This is a genomic window from Rhodocista pekingensis (assembly GCF_042665545.1).
Lineage (GTDB): Bacteria > Pseudomonadota > Alphaproteobacteria > Azospirillales > Azospirillaceae > Rhodocista > Rhodocista pekingensis.
The window spans coordinates 35,264-49,618 of the sequence record NZ_JBHTCM010000025.1; the positions used below are offsets into that span (position 1 = coordinate 35,264).

Sequence of the window (14,355 nt, forward strand, 5' to 3'; positions counted from 1 at the left end):
GATGACAAGCAGATTGGAGGGGACGATGTCCAGCGCCGCGGCGGAACGACAGACGCCGGAGACGGACGCCGGACCGGGACGGGCGACCGTCCTGCTGGAGACGGTCTTCCCCGACGCCTCCAACCATTACGGCACCCTGTTCGGCGGCCACGCCCTGAGCCTGATGGGCCGGGCCGCCTACATGGCCGCCAGCCGTCGCGCCGGCTGCAATGTCGTGATGGCGGCGACCGATGCGGTCCGTTTCCACCGCCCCGTTCCCGTCGGGCACCTGCTGGAACTGACGGCGCGCGTCGTGCGCACCGGCCGCAGCTCCCTCACGGTGCAGGTCGACGGTGTCTCCGAAGCGCCGGCCGGTGGCCCCCGCCACGACGTGCTGAGCGGTCGGTTCGAGATGGTCGCCGTGGATGCGCACGGCCGGCCGCGCCCCTTCGATGCCAGGAGAGTGCAACCGTGAAGTCCCACGCCGTCCGTTCCCACAGGTCCGCCGACGCCCTGCCGCGGGAGGAGCAGCTCGCCTGGAAGCTGGCCGTGGTGGCCGCCGACCCGGTGCCCGTCGATGCCGACGTGGCCGCGATGATCGCCAACCGGATCATCGACAATGCCGCCGTCGCCGCAGCCTCGCTGAACCGGCGGCCGGTCGCCAGCGCCCGCGACCAGGCCATCGCGCACCCCTTCTCGCCCGGCGCCACCCTGTTCGGGCTCTCGCCCTACCGCCGCTACGCGCCGGAATGGGCGGCCTGGGCCAACGGGGTCGCGGTGCGCGAACTGGACTACCACGACACCTTCCTGGCCGCGGACTATTCGCACCCCGCCGACAACATCCCGCCCGTGCTGGCCGTAGCGCAGCATTGCGGCCTGACCGGCGCCGACCTGGTGCGCGGCCTTGCGGCCGCCTACGAGATCCAGATCAACCTGGTGAAGGGCATCTGCCTGCACGAGCACAAGATCGACCACATCGCCCATCTCGGCCCGTCGGCCGCCGCCGGCATCGGCGCCGCCCTGGGCCTGCCGGTGGAGACGATCTTCCAGGCGGTGCAGCAGGCGCTGCATGTCACGACCACGACGCGGCAGTCGCGCAAGGGCGAGATTTCGAGCTGGAAGGCCTACGCCCCGGCCTTCGCCGGCAAGATGGCGGTGGAGGCGGTGGACCGCGCCATGCGCGGCGAAGGCGCACCGTCGCCCATCTACGAGGGCGAGGACGGCTTCATCGCCCGCATGCTGAGCGGTCCCGGCGCCGTCTACACCGTGCCCCTGCCGGAAGCGGGGGAGCCCCGGCGCGCCATCCTGGACAGCTACACCAAGGAGCATTCGGCCGAGTACCAGAGCCAGGCCCTGATCGACCTGGCCCGGCGGCTGCGGCCGCGGATCGGGGACTTCGCCCGCGTCCGCGACATCCTGATCCGCACCAGCCACCACACCCATCATGTCATCGGCACGGGCGCCAACGACCCGCAGAAGATGGACCCCGGGGCCAGCCGCGAGACGCTGGACCATTCCATCATGTACATCTTCGCCGTCGCCTTGCAGGACGGCGGCTGGCACCACGAGCGTTCCTACGCGCCCGAGCGCGCCCGCCGGCCGGACACGGTCGCCCTCTGGCACAGGGTCCGGACCGAAGAGGACCCGGAGTGGACGCGCCGCTACCACAGCCATGATCCGGCGGAGAAGGCGTTCGGCGGCCATGTCGTCATCACGCTGGACGACGGATCGGTGATCGAGGATTCGATCGCCGTGGCCGACGCCCACCCGCTGGGTGCGCGTCCCTTCGCCCGCGACCAGTACGTGGCGAAATTCCGCACCCTGGCCGACGGTGTCGTCGCCCGGGCCGAGCAGGACCGCTTCCTCGCCCTGGTGGACCGGCTGCCGACCCTGACCGCGGGTGAACTGTCGGGCCTGGGTTTCACCGTCGATCCCGACTCCCTGGCCCGCGGCGCGAACCGCGGCCTGTTCGACCGGCGGGCCTGAGGCCCGGGGAAGGAGGCACCATGACCGCCACGACAGCCCCCGGCGCCACGCCCGTCCCGGCGCCGAAGAAGTCCGTCACCCTGTCCGGCGTCGTCGCCGGCAACACCGCCCTGTGCAGCGTCGGGCGCAGCGGCAACGACCTGCACTACCGCGGCTACGACATCCTGGAGCTGGCCGCCCGCTGCGACTTCGAGGAGGTCGCGCACCTGCTGGTCCATGGCAGCCTGCCGACCCTGATCCAGTACAAGGCGTACAAGGCGAAGCTGCGCGGTCTGCGCGGCCTGCCGGCGGCGGTGAAGCGGACGCTGGAGACGCTTCCCGCCGCCGCACACCCGATGGACGTGCTGCGCAGCGGCGTCTCCGCCCTGGGCTGCGTCCTGCCGGAAAGCCCCGACCACAACCCGGCCGGGGCGCGTGACATCGCCGACCGGCTGATGGCCTCGCTGGGGTCGATGCTGCTCTACTGGCACCATTTCGCCCATCACGGCCGCACCATCGAGGTGGATACCGACGACGACAGCATCGCCGGCCATTTCCTGCACCTGTTGCACGGCGAGCGGCCGCCGCCGGAGTGGGTGCGGGCAATGCAGGTCTCCCTGATCCTCTATGCCGAGCATGAGTTCGCCGCCTCCACCTTCACCGCCCGCTCCATCGCGGGCACCGGCGCCGACCTCTATTCGGCCGTCACGGGCGCCATCGGCGCCCTGCGGGGGCCGAAGCACGGCGGTGCCAACGAGGCGGCGCTGGAGGTGCAGAAGCGCTATGCCGACCCCGACGAGGCGGAGGCGGACATCCGCCGCCGGGTGGCGGCAAAGGAGGTGGTGATCGGCTTCGGCCACCCCGTCTACACCATCGAGGACCCGCGCAACGCCGTCATCAAGCGGATCGCCCGCGATCTGGCGGAGGGCAGCGGTGAGACGGCCCTGTTCGAGATCGCCGAGCGCATCGAGGGCGTGATGGCGGCGAGCAAGCGCCTGTTCGCCAACCTGGACTGGTACAGCGCTGTCACCTATCACCAGATGGGGGTGCCGACGGCCATGTTCACGCCGCTGTTCGTCATCGCCCGCACCTCCGGCTGGGGCGCCCATGTCATCGAGCAGCGCCAGGACAACCGGCTGATCCGTCCGTCGGCCCACTATGTCGGACCGGAGAGCCGGTGCTTCGTGCCCCTGTCCGCCCGCCAGGGCACGGCATCGCCGGCCGCCGGCCGGGCGCCGGCGGCGTGAGGGGGCGGCCATGTCCTGCTACGGCACGATGCCCTATCTGATCGCCACCGACCTGCCGCCGACCCCGCCGGGCGACCGTTTCCGCGCCCTGCTGGCCCGGCCGGGCATCCTGCGCCTGCCGGGGGCGCACAACGGGATGGCGGCGTTGCAGGCGATGGCGGCGGGGTTCGACGGGCTCTACCTGTCCGGGGCAGCGATGACCGCCTCCATGGGGCTGCCGGACCTGGGCCTCATCACCCTGGAGGAGGTCGCCTTCTTCATCCGTCAGGTCGCCCGCGCCAGCGGCCTGCCGGTGCTGGTGGACGGCGACACCGGCTATGGCGAGGTGCTGAACGTCATGCGCATGGTCCGCGTCTTCGAGGAGGCGGGGGCGGCGGCGGTGCATCTGGAGGACCAGGTGCTGCCGAAGAAGTGCGGCCACCTGAACGACAAGCGGCTGGTCCCGCCGGCGGAGATGGCGGCCAAGGTGGCGGCCGCGGCGAAGGCGCGGCGGCATCTCTACCTGATCGCCCGCACCGACGCCGCCGCGTCGGAGGGGCTGGAGGGCGCGGTCACCCGCGCGAAGCTCTATCTGGAGGCCGGGGCGGACGCGATCTTCCCCGAGGCGCTGACCAGCGCCGAGATGTTCCGCGAGTTCGCCCGCCGGATGCCCGGCGTGCCGCTGCTCGCCAACATGACGGAGTTCGGGCGCACCCCGGTCTTCACCGCCGGCGAGTTCGAGGCGATGGGCTACCGCATGGTGATCTGGCCGGTCAGCAGCCTGCGCGTCGCCAACAAGGCGCAGGAACGGCTCTATGCCACGCTGGCGCGCACCGGCTCGACGGAGGCGATGCTGCCCGATATGCAGACCCGGGCGGAGCTTTACGCCACCATCGCCTATCACGACTACGAGGCGCTGGACGCCTCCATCGGGCGGACGGTGCTGCCCTGAAGACGGGCCGGGGGCCGGAGGCGTGCCGGCCCCTTTCCCGTCAGCGCCCCAGCCCGGTCAGCCGTGCCATTGCAGCCGCCAGGACGGCAGCGTGATCCGCAGGGTCGTGCCCTGGCCGTAGCGGCTGCGTAAGGAGACGCGCCCGCCATGCGCCTCCATCAGGGCGCGGACGATGGAGAGGCCCAGGCCCGTGCCCTCCGTGCTGCGGGTATAGACGTTCCCGGCGCGGAAGAAGGGCTCGAAGACGTGCTCCATGTCGGCCTCGGCGATGCCGATGCCGGTGTCGCTGATCTCCAGCCAGAGGTCTTCCCCGTCGTGGCCGCCCAGCACGACGCTGACCTGACCGCCGGGCGGGGTGAATTTCACGGCGTTGGAAAGCAGATTCAGCAGGATCTGACGGACCGCCCGCGCCTCCATGTCCAGCAGGATGCGGTAGGGCGGTTCCTCCCAGACGACGGAGATGGTGCGCGCGCGGGCCTGGTCTTCGATCATGCGCAGGGCCTGGCGGATCTCGTCGTTCAGGCAGACGGGGGCATCGGCCGCTGCCGCGGCGCCCGGCTGCATCCGGCCCAGCGTCAGGATGTCGTTGATCAGGTCCAGCAGGTGGCGGCCGGCGTTCAGGATGTCGGCCGCGTATTCCTGGTAGCGGTTGTCGCCCACCGGCCCGAAGGTCTGCATCTGGATCATCTCGCTGAAGCCGATGATGGCGTTCAGCGGGGTCCGCAGCTCGTGGCTGGCGGCGGCGATGAACTTGCGCTGCTGTTCCATGGCGCTGATGGCCTGCTGCCGGGCCGCCATCAGGGCTTCCTCGGCCTGCTTGTAGGCCGTGACATCGTAGAGGCAGATCAGCGCCAGCTTCGCCCCGCCGCTCTCGCCCTGCGCGTTGAAGACGGTCCGGCGGTCGAAGGAGAACCAGCGTCGGCCGCGTCGGGAGGACCAGACCTCCCGCGTCATGGGGAAATCGGTGAAGCCGGGATCGGCCAGCTCCGGTGGCAGGCCGAAGGTTTCCAGGAACGTCTCCAGCCGGTGCGGCAGGCGCTTGTCCCCGGAGATGCCGAACACGTCGCGGAACAGCCGGTTGACGGCGTGGACCTTCATCTCGTCATCGTCGCGGATGCTGGCCACCAGGACGATGCCGTCGAGCAGCACGTCCAGGATCTCCCGGCGGACCTGCTTCTCCCCGCCCAGGCGACGAGACACCCGCTCGATCTCGCGGGCCATCGCGTCCGGGTTGCCGGCCTGGTCAGCGGCGAGCAGGTGGCCGACATCCGCGATCAGCCGGATGTCGGAGCGGCGCCAGGGCCGCGTGTGGCCGCGGAGCTGCTGCTTCCACAGCTCGAAACTCTTGCGCGGGCTCAGCCGGCCTTTGGCCGGGTCCCATTCGACCGGCTTGTCGGGATTGCCGCCCCAGTTGACCGTGCCCCCCACCTCCCCGGCGAAGGCGGCGATCAGCACCGGCCCGTCGGGATCGACAAGGTGGGCGATGCAGCCGCTGGCCGCCGGACCGGGGGCCGGCAGGGCCGGCACGTCGCGGCCCAGGCATTCGGAGACGAAGGATGCGCCCCCCGCACCGTCGGCCAGGATGCGGGCGAACTGGCGCAGCCAGTCCGCTTCGGGCACCGCCCCTGTGGAGAGCACGCTGCGGCCTGCCACCAGGGCCACGCCGTCGGCGTCGATGGCGTTCAGCAGCCCCTGCCGGGACAGGATGATGTCCTCCAGCGGGCTGCGGGAGCGGGCGACGACCCGTTGCAGCCGGGCGAACTGCCGGGCGGCCTGCCGCGTCGCCTGGGCGTCGAGGCGCCGGGTCGAGGTGCGGATCGACCGGGCCAGGGCGTCCGCGACCCGACAGATCCGCTGCTGGCGGTCAGGGTCGAGCCAGAAGGGCTGGGTATGGTGGCAGGCGATCAGGCCCCAGAGCGCCCCGTCCACGATGACGGACAGGGTCAGGCTGGCCGTCACGCCCATGTTGGCGAGGTATTCGATATGGACCGGGGAGAGGGAGCGCAGATGCGCCAGCCCCAGATCCAGCGGCTGCCCTGTCTGCGGATTCAGCAGCGGCTCGATCGGCACGGGCAGGCTGTGGATGTCCACGACCTGCCGCAGCCGGGCCTCCAGGTAGAGGCGCCGGGCCTGCGCCGGGATGTCCGACGCGGGATAGCGCAGACCGAGATAGCTGGCCATCGACCGTGACCGCGCCTCGGCCACCACCTCCCCGGTCATGTCGGGATGGAACATGTAGACCATCACCCGGTCGTAGCCGGCGACGGCCTGCACCATGTCCGCCGCATCCTGGCAGGCTCGGTAGAGGTTCCGCTCGTGCAGGATGCGCGCCAGGGCCGGTCGGTCGTCGGGCGCGGCGGGCGCCGGCGCCACCGCGTCCGCGCGCTCCATCTCCAGGATGGTCATGCCGCCGCGCCGGTGGGCCCGCAGCCAGACGGTCAGGCCGGTCCGGGCGATACGGTGGCGGCGCACCTTCAGCGGCGGCTTCTCCTCGGAGTCCGCCGCTGCGGACTCCGCCCAGGCGGCGATGCCCCGCCCGACGAGACCGGCGAGCGGCCGGTTCAGTGCCTCGGCAGGGAGAAAACCCAGGAATTCCTGAAGGTTGGAGCTGCATTGCCGGACCATGCCGGCGCCGTCGGCGGCCAGCAGGGCACCATGCGATTGTATGTTGCCGAGGATATGGATCGGCTCCCGCGCGCAGGCGTCGAGGTTGATCCTGCCGACCTGGTCAATCACGTCCACCAAAAGATCCCCAAACGTCCAAGCCGGCCCGCGCATGCCTTAGCATGCTGTCATAAAAGAGGACCGCTGCAAACCGCAGGTGCGTCACACCGGCCCCGGACGGGAATCGTGGGGTCGCGCCTCCCGCCGCGAACCGCGGCGAAGGGGCAGGCATTCAACGATCGGTGGAGGGTTCTGTCAATCCGCAGCAGCGGCGAGGCGCCGCATGGGACGGTGGCCGAGCACGTCGCGGAAATGGTCGATGGTCCGTTCCAGCCCCGTCGCCAGCGGCACGCCCGGCCGCCAGCCGAACAGCGAATCCGCCCGGCCGATGTCGGGCCGGCGGCGGCGGGGATCGTCCTGCGGCAACGGCCGGAAGACGATGGGCGACTCCGACCCGGTGAGCCGCAGCACCGTTTCGGCCAGTTCCAGGATGGTGAATTCCCCTGGATTGCCGAGATTGACCGGCCCCGGTTCTTCGGCCGGGGTTTCCATGAACTGGACCATGCCGCGGACCAGATCGTCCACGTAGCAGAAGGACCGGGTCTGCGAGCCGTCGCCGTAGATGGTGAGCGGATCGCCCCTGAGCGCCTGCACGATGAAGTTGGAGACGACACGGCCGTCGTCGGGATGCATGCGCGGGCCGTAGGTGTTGAAGATGCGGATGACCTTGATCGGCACCCCGTGCTGGCGGTGGTAGTCGAAGAACAGCGTTTCCGCGCAGCGCTTGCCCTCGTCATAGCAGGCGCGCGGCCCGATCGGGTTCACGTTGCCCCAGTAGGACTCGCGCTGCGGGTGTTCTTCCGGGTCGCCATAGACCTCGGAAGTGGAGGCCTGGAGGATGCGGGCCTTCAACCGTTTGGCGAGGCCCAGCATGTTGATGGCGCCATGCACGGAGGTCTTCGTCGTCTGCACGGGGTCGTGCTGGTAATGCACCGGCGAGGCCGGACAGGCGAGATTATAGATCTCGTCCACCTCCACATAGAGCGGGATGGTCACGTCGTGGCGCAGCACCTCGAAACGCGGGCAGTCCCGCAGGTGCTCGATGTTCCGTTTCGAGCCGGTGAAATAGTTGTCCACACAGAGGACCTCGTGCCCCAGCCCGAGCAAATACTCGCACAGATGGGAGCCGATGAAACCGGCCCCTCCGGTCACGAGGATGCGCTTCATGATGCCGACCGCCCTTCCCTGCCCGCTGCCAGCCTTGTCGCGGCAAGGCCACCATCCGCCCTGTGCCGGAGGAGCCCTGGGCCGCGAGGCCGCCGGTTATGACTGTGCCATGAACACCGCCGGCGGCGGGCCGGACCAGCGCCACCCGGGCCTCACACATCGGAGCCATGCTGGATGCACCGTCCGGGGGAGCCGCTACGCCTTCCGCATGGTGGCGGCCCGCTGAACAGATGCGCCTGGCTGTCCGATGTCCCTGATCCACCGAACCGGCGCCAAGGGCCGCCCCTGAAACCCGCAGCAGGCCTGGGGGGACGGAGTCCGGCACGAGGCCGGGACGTTGTTTCGGTGACGTTCGCCAGCCGGCCGACGTTGGAACGGGGACACGGCGGGACGCCCGGCCGGCCCCCGCCAATGCCCCGGAAATGCCCGCAGGACAAGGATTCCGGGCGGATTCCTGGACCCTGAATCCAGGACCTAGGACATCCGGCCCTGGTGAGGATTCGGCGCCTCGGCAGGGCGCTTGTGCGCCGTGTCTCCGTTCCCCCTCCGGCCCTGTCGCTGGGTCGTGGCTGGGACTTCCGGATCGATAGAACGGCCCGTTGACACCTGCGCGACGGTCACGGTCCAATGGGCGCATGAACGCCGACTCGTTTCCACGGGGGATGCGTCCCCGGTTCGACGTCCAGTCGACACGGCTGGCGACCGGGGGCCGTGTGGCGCGGCAGGAAAGGCGGTCCTTTTCGCCCAGGGCGATCTACCGCCGTCTCCTGGACGATCTCAAACGCCTGCATGCCATGCTGGCCGAGCTGGAGAGCCTCTGTGACCAGGGCCGGATCGATCCGGACCGGCCGGAAGCGCCTTTCATGGCGCTGCACCGCTTCAAGGCTCTGAGCCCCCTCTTCGAGGAGGTCGAGTTCTTCATCGCCGTGACCGCCACCCATGCCGACGGTCTGGAAGCGCGTAAGCGCCGCAATGCAGAGGCTCAGCTCGACCTGTTGCGCCGGCGCCTCGCCCGGCTGCACCTGGAGAGCGTGGCGCCCCTTCTGCGTCTGCTGGAGGAGAAACACGCGCCCCTTCCGATCGGCACCCGTTATGTGCTCGGCCGGTGGCTCTCCGAGCTTGACCGGATGCAACAGGATCTCACGCTTCCCTGTTCGGAAACGGATCCCGACAGCCCTGTGCTCGACTCCTTGCTGGCAGAGGTACGGCGGCTTTCTCTCAGCCTCCATGACCGGGCTCCGGATCTGCCGGATTTCAGCATGGTCGGGGATGCGCCCGCGGCCCTCCCCTCCTTTTCTTCTCCGTCCCGTCGTCTTCCCCTTTCGACCCCTTCTTCTGCGCATCCGCTAGCGGCCCATCCACGGGTCCATCTGGTTCTCCAGCGCCGGGAGGGTCGTCTTTTCGTCGATGGCCCCCGATCCGGTCCCCTGATGGCCGAGATCCATCGGCTGGGTCTGGGTGATGCCCTGGCCGGGGTCTTCGGTATCCGGCCGGCGGTTCTGCCCATGCTTCTGAACGGTCACGATCCGCTTCCGGCTGATCGGCTGGATTCCGTCGTCGCCTTCCTGCGCGAGGCTCTCGGGGAGCAGGGCTTCGATCTGGTCTCCCCCTGATTCCGGCCGCACCGCTTTTTCCGACCGGATTCGGGGTTTCAGTGACATTCCTTCCTGGGCGGTTTTCCACAGGGGGGCGGGGATTCGTAGTTTCGGTGACAGCGCCGGCTCTCCCTTTCCTTCGCAGCCGAGTCGGACCCGGTAAAACCCGAGTCGCCAGCCCCTGGAACCCCTCCGGGTCCGCTGATTCGCGGTCCGGTGGGGATCGCTGCTGTGGTGCCCCGGGGGGCCTCCGGAACCCGCGAAACCCTGTCAAGCGTGCGGAGACGCGACCTGTTGAGCCTGTTAGATTCCGTTAGGGAGTTACAGTGTTTTCCAGTTACGGGCCGGAATCTGCCTCTGGAATCAAGCGGCTGTGGGCATTTCTGTCGCCCAAACCGCGAACGGGGGTCGCTGAAACTGCGAACCGGCGTGTCCATAACCCCGAACCCTGGTGCCTGAAGCAACGGACCGGCGTGCCCCATCCAACGATCCCGGATTCCGCGTCGCCGAACCAACGAACGGGCCGACCCCGCGGATTCCCGGCCCTGTCACCGTTCCAACGAAGGCGGGTCGCCGTTCCCCCGTGTCCATGTCACTGAAACAACGAGATTCCGGCCCGGTGTCGGCGGTCCCGGAGGGCTCTGACCACCAAATCTTCGTTGGTTCGGTGACGTTCGCACAATCGCTTGTGGACAGCCCGGAACGTCTCGACCCAAATTTCCCGGACCGCACATCCCCTTCCGTCCACTCCGTTCGTTGTTTCGGTGACGGGGGGTGGGGGTGGCCCCGTCGTCCCCCGGACCGTCGTCCCTGGGTGCCGACCCTGATGAAAACCGCAGAGTCGTTGGATGGGTGACGTGATGAGGACCATCGAAGAGGCGCATCAGCTTTCCCTCCTCGACAGCCCGCTGATCGGCAGCGTCAAGAATGAACGCTCGATCATGGTCTACAACTTCTTCGCCCTGACGAAGGAGAAGCGGCTGGACCCGATCCGTTATCAGGACGGCAAGGTCACGATCGAGGTCAAGGGCACCGACGCCGGCATCGCCACCATCTACGACAAGGAATTCCTGATCTACATCGCCTCGCTGATGGTCGATAAGATGAACCGCGGCGAGCCGGTGAGCCAGGTCTTCAGCTTCTCCGGCCACGATTTCTTCCGCGTCTGCCGCGTGTCCGCCGGGGGCAAGTCCTACGACCGCATCTCCGGGGCACTGGAACGGCTGCAAGGTACGCAGATCAAGACCAACATCGAGACGGGCGGTGAAGGCACGGACGAGTGGTTCAGCTGGCTGAAGTCGGCCAAGGCGGAATACCGCAAGAACACCAAGGGCGAGCGCGTCCTGAAGCGGATCACGGTGGAGCTGTGCGACTGGCTCTACCGCGCGATCCTCAAGGACAACCGGATGCTGACCTACGATCCGGCCTATTTCGACCTGCCGCCGCTGGAAAAGCGCCTCTACGAGATGGCGCGTGCCCATTGCGGCAACCAGCCGGGGTTCAAGATCAATCTGGAGAAGCTGCGGCTGCGTGTCGGCGCGGAGACCGACCTGCGCCAGTTCCGCTACAAGCTGGCCAAGATCGCCGAGAAGAAGAGCCCCCTGCCCGAATACGGTTTCAAGCTGATCAACGACCCGAATTCCGAGGGCGGCACCAAGGGCCAGCGCACCCAGCTCAAGAAGATCATGGTCGTGTTCTGGCGCATCGACCGCTGGCGCGAATACGACGTCAGCCGTTTCGAGACGCTGGAGGACTGATCCCTTCCCCGGCGGCGCGTCGGTCGAGCACGGTCAGAGCCGGACCCCGCGTGCGCAGCAGGCCCTTGTAGCGGGCGCTGTCCTCCGGCACGGACCGCAGCACCGCCGCCATCTGCCGCGCCTGGGCCGGCGTCAGGCGGGAGAGCGGCCGCTGATAGGTGCGGATGCCGAAGACGACAGCGCCGCTGTCCGGCAGGGCCAGCAGGGTCTGCCGCTCCACCCGCAACAGCAGGCGGTCGCCCGCGGTTTCGGCGGTGATCCCGGCATCCGCCGGCAGATGCGCCGTCTCCCCCGGCTGGAACAGGGCCGGATCGTCGTTCAGGCTCCAGTTCGTCCGCCAGACGCCGCGCCCCGGACGGAGCGTGTCGAAGAAGCGGTCCACCGGCGCTGCCAGCCGCTCAGGATAGCCCGGCACGGGCTGGTGAATGCCGGGCAGGCCGCGCCCCGCCTTCTCCGCCAGCCGCCAGCGGTTCGGGAAGCAGACGATGCCGGCGGCCAGCCGCCATGCCCCGGCTTCCTGCCGCAGCAGGCAGAAATCCTCCGGTACCAGCAGGCAGGCCGTCTCCAGCGGCGGCGCTCCGGAGATGTCCAGGGCCCCGCCGGTCAGCCGGTTCAGCAGTTTCCGGCCATCCTGGGCGTAGAGGGCCGGGAACTGTGCCGGCAGGTGCGAGGCGAGCCGGTGCAGCAGGTCCCGTGCCGCGGACTCCGTCCCGGGCGGCGCCAGCAGCACCTGCGCCCGCCGTTCGCGCAGCAGGCGTCGGCGTTCCGCCAGCAGGTCCGGCCAGGTCGCATCGAGGCGGATCCAGTCCGCCGGGTCCAGATGGCGCAGACCCATGCCGATCCGGAAGCCGTCCGTGTCGAACGGCCAGGGCATGTCCTCGGGCGGCAGCGCCGCGGGTGCGGGGTCCGGGCCGGCATCCTGCATGGCGCCATCCTGCCGGCCGGGGCGGCGCCCCGCAAGACCGTGCCGCAGGGCCGGCCCGCGGGGGCGGGCGTCCCTATTCCGGAGCGGATGTCGTTGCGCCTGCGGAACGACTGCGGGCCGGGCCGACGAAATGCTCCACCTGCGGGGTCGTTCCGGGTTCGCAAAGAGCCATGATGGCCTCCTGCAAGCGCCGGTCCGCCATGGTCACGCGGTCGTGCTGGCGCAGATGGTCCAGCCAGCTCGCGGTGACGAAGGTTTCCAGCCAGCGCCCCGGCCGGGCCACATCCTCATAGACGGCCCAGTCCTGCGCCCCGCCGCGCCGGCGGCTGGCCTCCAGATCCCGCATGTGGCCCAGGAAGGCGGCCGTGTTCGCGGCGGGAATGCGGTATTCCACCGTCACCAGGGCCGGGCCGCGGCCGGGGGCGGGTTCGGCATGGACGGGCGGGCGCCGCCAGTGGGCGGACGGCGCCAGATCGCCCTGGTCCACGGCGCGCAGCGGATTCCACGGCACCACGACGAGGCCGAGGATCAGGCCGGCGGCCGCGGCCAGCAGAGCCGCGGGGATGCCGTGGCTGGCCGCGACATGACCCCAGAGGCTGCTGCCCGCCGCCATGGCGCCGAAGAAGACGACCAGGAACAGCGACAGGCCGCGGGCCTTCACCCAGCCCGGCAGGGAGGTCTGGCCGGCGACATGGAAGCTGGACAGCACCGTGATCCAGCCGGCCCCGGCCAGGGCCAGCGCGATCCCCGCCGCCGCCGGCTGGCGCAGCAGTGCCAGCGCCACGGACACGGCGGCGAACAGCACCGTCGCCCCGACCGACAGGCGGTTGTTGGAGAAGCGCCGGCGCAGCCGCGGCAGCACCAGCGCCCCGGCCACGGCGCCGGCCCCCAGCGCCGCCAGCAGGAAGCCGTAACCGGTGGCGTCCAGCCCCAGCCGGTCGCGCGCCACCACCGGCAGCAGGGCCCAGACGGCGCTGGCGGAGAGGAAGAAGGCGACGGCCCGGACCAGCACGCGGCGGAAGTCCGGGGCGGAGCGGACATAACGCAGGCCCGTGCGCATGGCGCCGAAGAACGGTTCCCGCGGGAGCCCGCTGGACGGGACCTCGCGCCGCCATGTCAGCAGCACGGCGATGACGGCGAAGAAGCTGACCGCGTTCAGGACGAAGACGGCCACCAGCCCGGAAGCCGCCACGATGAAACCGCCGACGGCCGGGCCGATGGCGCGGCTGACATTGATGGACAGGCTGTTCAGCGCCACCGCGGCCGGCAGTTCGGACCGTGGCACCAGTTCCGGCACGATGGCCTGGAAGGCGGGGGCGGAGGCGGCGGCCGAGACGCCGATCAGGAAGGTGAAGAGCAGCAGCACGGGCGGCGTCACCAGCCCGGCCAGCGCCGCCGCCCCCAGCCCCGCGGCGGCGGCGGCGCCCCAGAGCTGGGCATAGATCAGGAAGCGGCGGCGGTCGAAGATGTCGGCCAGCACGCCCGACGGCAGCGCCAGCAGGAAGACCGGCAGCGTCGTCGCCGCCTGCACCAGCGCCACCATCAGCGGGCTGGGGGCGAGCGTCGCCATCATCCAGGCGGCGCCCACATCGTGCATCCAGGTGCCGACGTTGGAGACGAGCGTCGCCAGCCAGAGCGCCCGGAAGACGGGACGGCGCAACGGCGTCCAGGCGCCGACGGGCTGGTTCCCCGCGCCGGGCGGCGCGGTCATGGGCGGCGCGGTCATGGGGGAGGCGGTGGTGCTCATGGCCGGACGGCGTCCCCGCCCCCAGCCATGCGGGCCGTGCAGATGCGACCCGCGTCCACCACCCTGCCGGGAAACTCCACGACCATCCCGGCACCGCTGCGGCACCGTTCCGGGTTGCCCCGTCCCATCGCTCCCTCTCCGTCGAAACCGGCGTTTCCGGCGCTGCCGCGCCGCTGAATCCGGGCGCAGGGGGCGCGCCGCCGCCGCCTCTGTCAAGCGGTGCCGGTGGCGGACCAGGGCTGTCCCGCGGCGGTGCCACGGGCCCTTCGCTGGACGGGAAGCTGGGGCGCGCGCGGCGGGGGCTGTGCCGGTCCGCGA

At 70.1% G+C, this 14,355-nt stretch carries 10 protein-coding genes; 6 read left to right on the top strand and 4 right to left on the bottom strand.

Annotation, left to right across the window (positions count from 1 at the left end; translation table 11 throughout):
• Positions 1-25 precede the first annotated feature (25 nt).
• The 4 genes from ACFQPS_RS17480 to prpB are packed head-to-tail and all read left to right on the top strand — an operon-like array spanning position 26 to position 4,122.
• Positions 26-454, top strand: coding sequence for an acyl-CoA thioesterase (locus ACFQPS_RS17480; RefSeq protein ID WP_377360501.1), 429 nt, complete (start codon positions 26-28; stop codon positions 452-454).
• Positions 451-1,965, top strand: coding sequence for an MmgE/PrpD family protein (locus ACFQPS_RS17485; RefSeq protein WP_377360502.1), 1,515 nt, complete (start codon positions 451-453; stop codon positions 1,963-1,965). Before ACFQPS_RS17480 ends, ACFQPS_RS17485 begins: the two co-directional genes overlap by 4 nt.
• 20 nt (positions 1,966-1,985) lie before the next feature.
• Positions 1,986-3,191: a bifunctional 2-methylcitrate synthase/citrate synthase gene (gene prpC / locus ACFQPS_RS17490; RefSeq protein ID WP_377360503.1), complete on the top strand. Its 1,206-nt coding sequence runs from the start codon at positions 1,986-1,988 to the stop codon at positions 3,189-3,191.
• A 10-nt stretch (positions 3,192-3,201) separates the two neighbouring features.
• A complete protein-coding gene (gene prpB, locus ACFQPS_RS17495; RefSeq protein ID WP_417715218.1) occupies positions 3,202-4,122 on the top strand; it encodes a methylisocitrate lyase in 921 nt (306 codons plus the stop codon).
• Positions 4,123-4,179: 57 nt separating this feature from the next.
• Here prpB and ACFQPS_RS17500 read toward each other — a convergent pair whose 3' ends face one another.
• Together ACFQPS_RS17500 and ACFQPS_RS17505 are read right to left on the bottom strand one after the other, a co-directional pair.
• The gene (locus tag ACFQPS_RS17500; protein ID WP_377360504.1) at positions 4,180-6,864 is read right to left on the bottom strand and encodes an ATP-binding protein; all 2,685 of its coding nucleotides are present in this window, start codon (positions 6,862-6,864) and stop codon (positions 4,180-4,182) included.
• Positions 6,865-7,041: 177 nt separating this feature from the next.
• Positions 7,042-8,013: a UDP-glucuronic acid decarboxylase family protein gene (locus ACFQPS_RS17505; RefSeq protein ID WP_377360505.1), complete on the bottom strand. Its 972-nt coding sequence runs from the start codon at positions 8,011-8,013 to the stop codon at positions 7,042-7,044.
• A 635-nt stretch (positions 8,014-8,648) separates the two neighbouring features.
• Between ACFQPS_RS17505 and ACFQPS_RS17510 the strand changes: the two genes are divergently transcribed.
• Complete coding sequence (locus ACFQPS_RS17510) at positions 8,649-9,626, top strand: hypothetical protein (RefSeq protein ID WP_377360506.1); 978 nt, start codon at positions 8,649-8,651, stop codon at positions 9,624-9,626.
• 842 nt (positions 9,627-10,468) lie between these two features.
• Positions 10,469-11,365: a replication initiator protein A gene (locus ACFQPS_RS17515; RefSeq protein WP_377360507.1), complete on the top strand. Its 897-nt coding sequence runs from the start codon at positions 10,469-10,471 to the stop codon at positions 11,363-11,365.
• Here the strand turns inward: ACFQPS_RS17515 and ACFQPS_RS17520 are convergent.
• Together ACFQPS_RS17520 and ACFQPS_RS17525 are read right to left on the bottom strand one after the other, a co-directional pair.
• Positions 11,337-12,290 carry a heme-dependent oxidative N-demethylase family protein gene (locus ACFQPS_RS17520; RefSeq protein WP_377360508.1) on the bottom strand — a complete coding sequence of 318 codons (954 nt, stop codon included), beginning with the start codon at positions 12,288-12,290 and terminating at the stop codon, positions 11,337-11,339. The two genes, ACFQPS_RS17515 and ACFQPS_RS17520, sit on opposite strands and share 29 nt — an antisense overlap.
• 73 nt (positions 12,291-12,363) lie before the next feature.
• Positions 12,364-14,037 carry an MFS transporter gene (locus ACFQPS_RS17525; protein WP_377360509.1) on the bottom strand — a complete coding sequence of 558 codons (1,674 nt, stop codon included), beginning with the start codon at positions 14,035-14,037 and terminating at the stop codon, positions 12,364-12,366.
• Positions 14,038-14,355 lie beyond the last annotated feature (318 nt).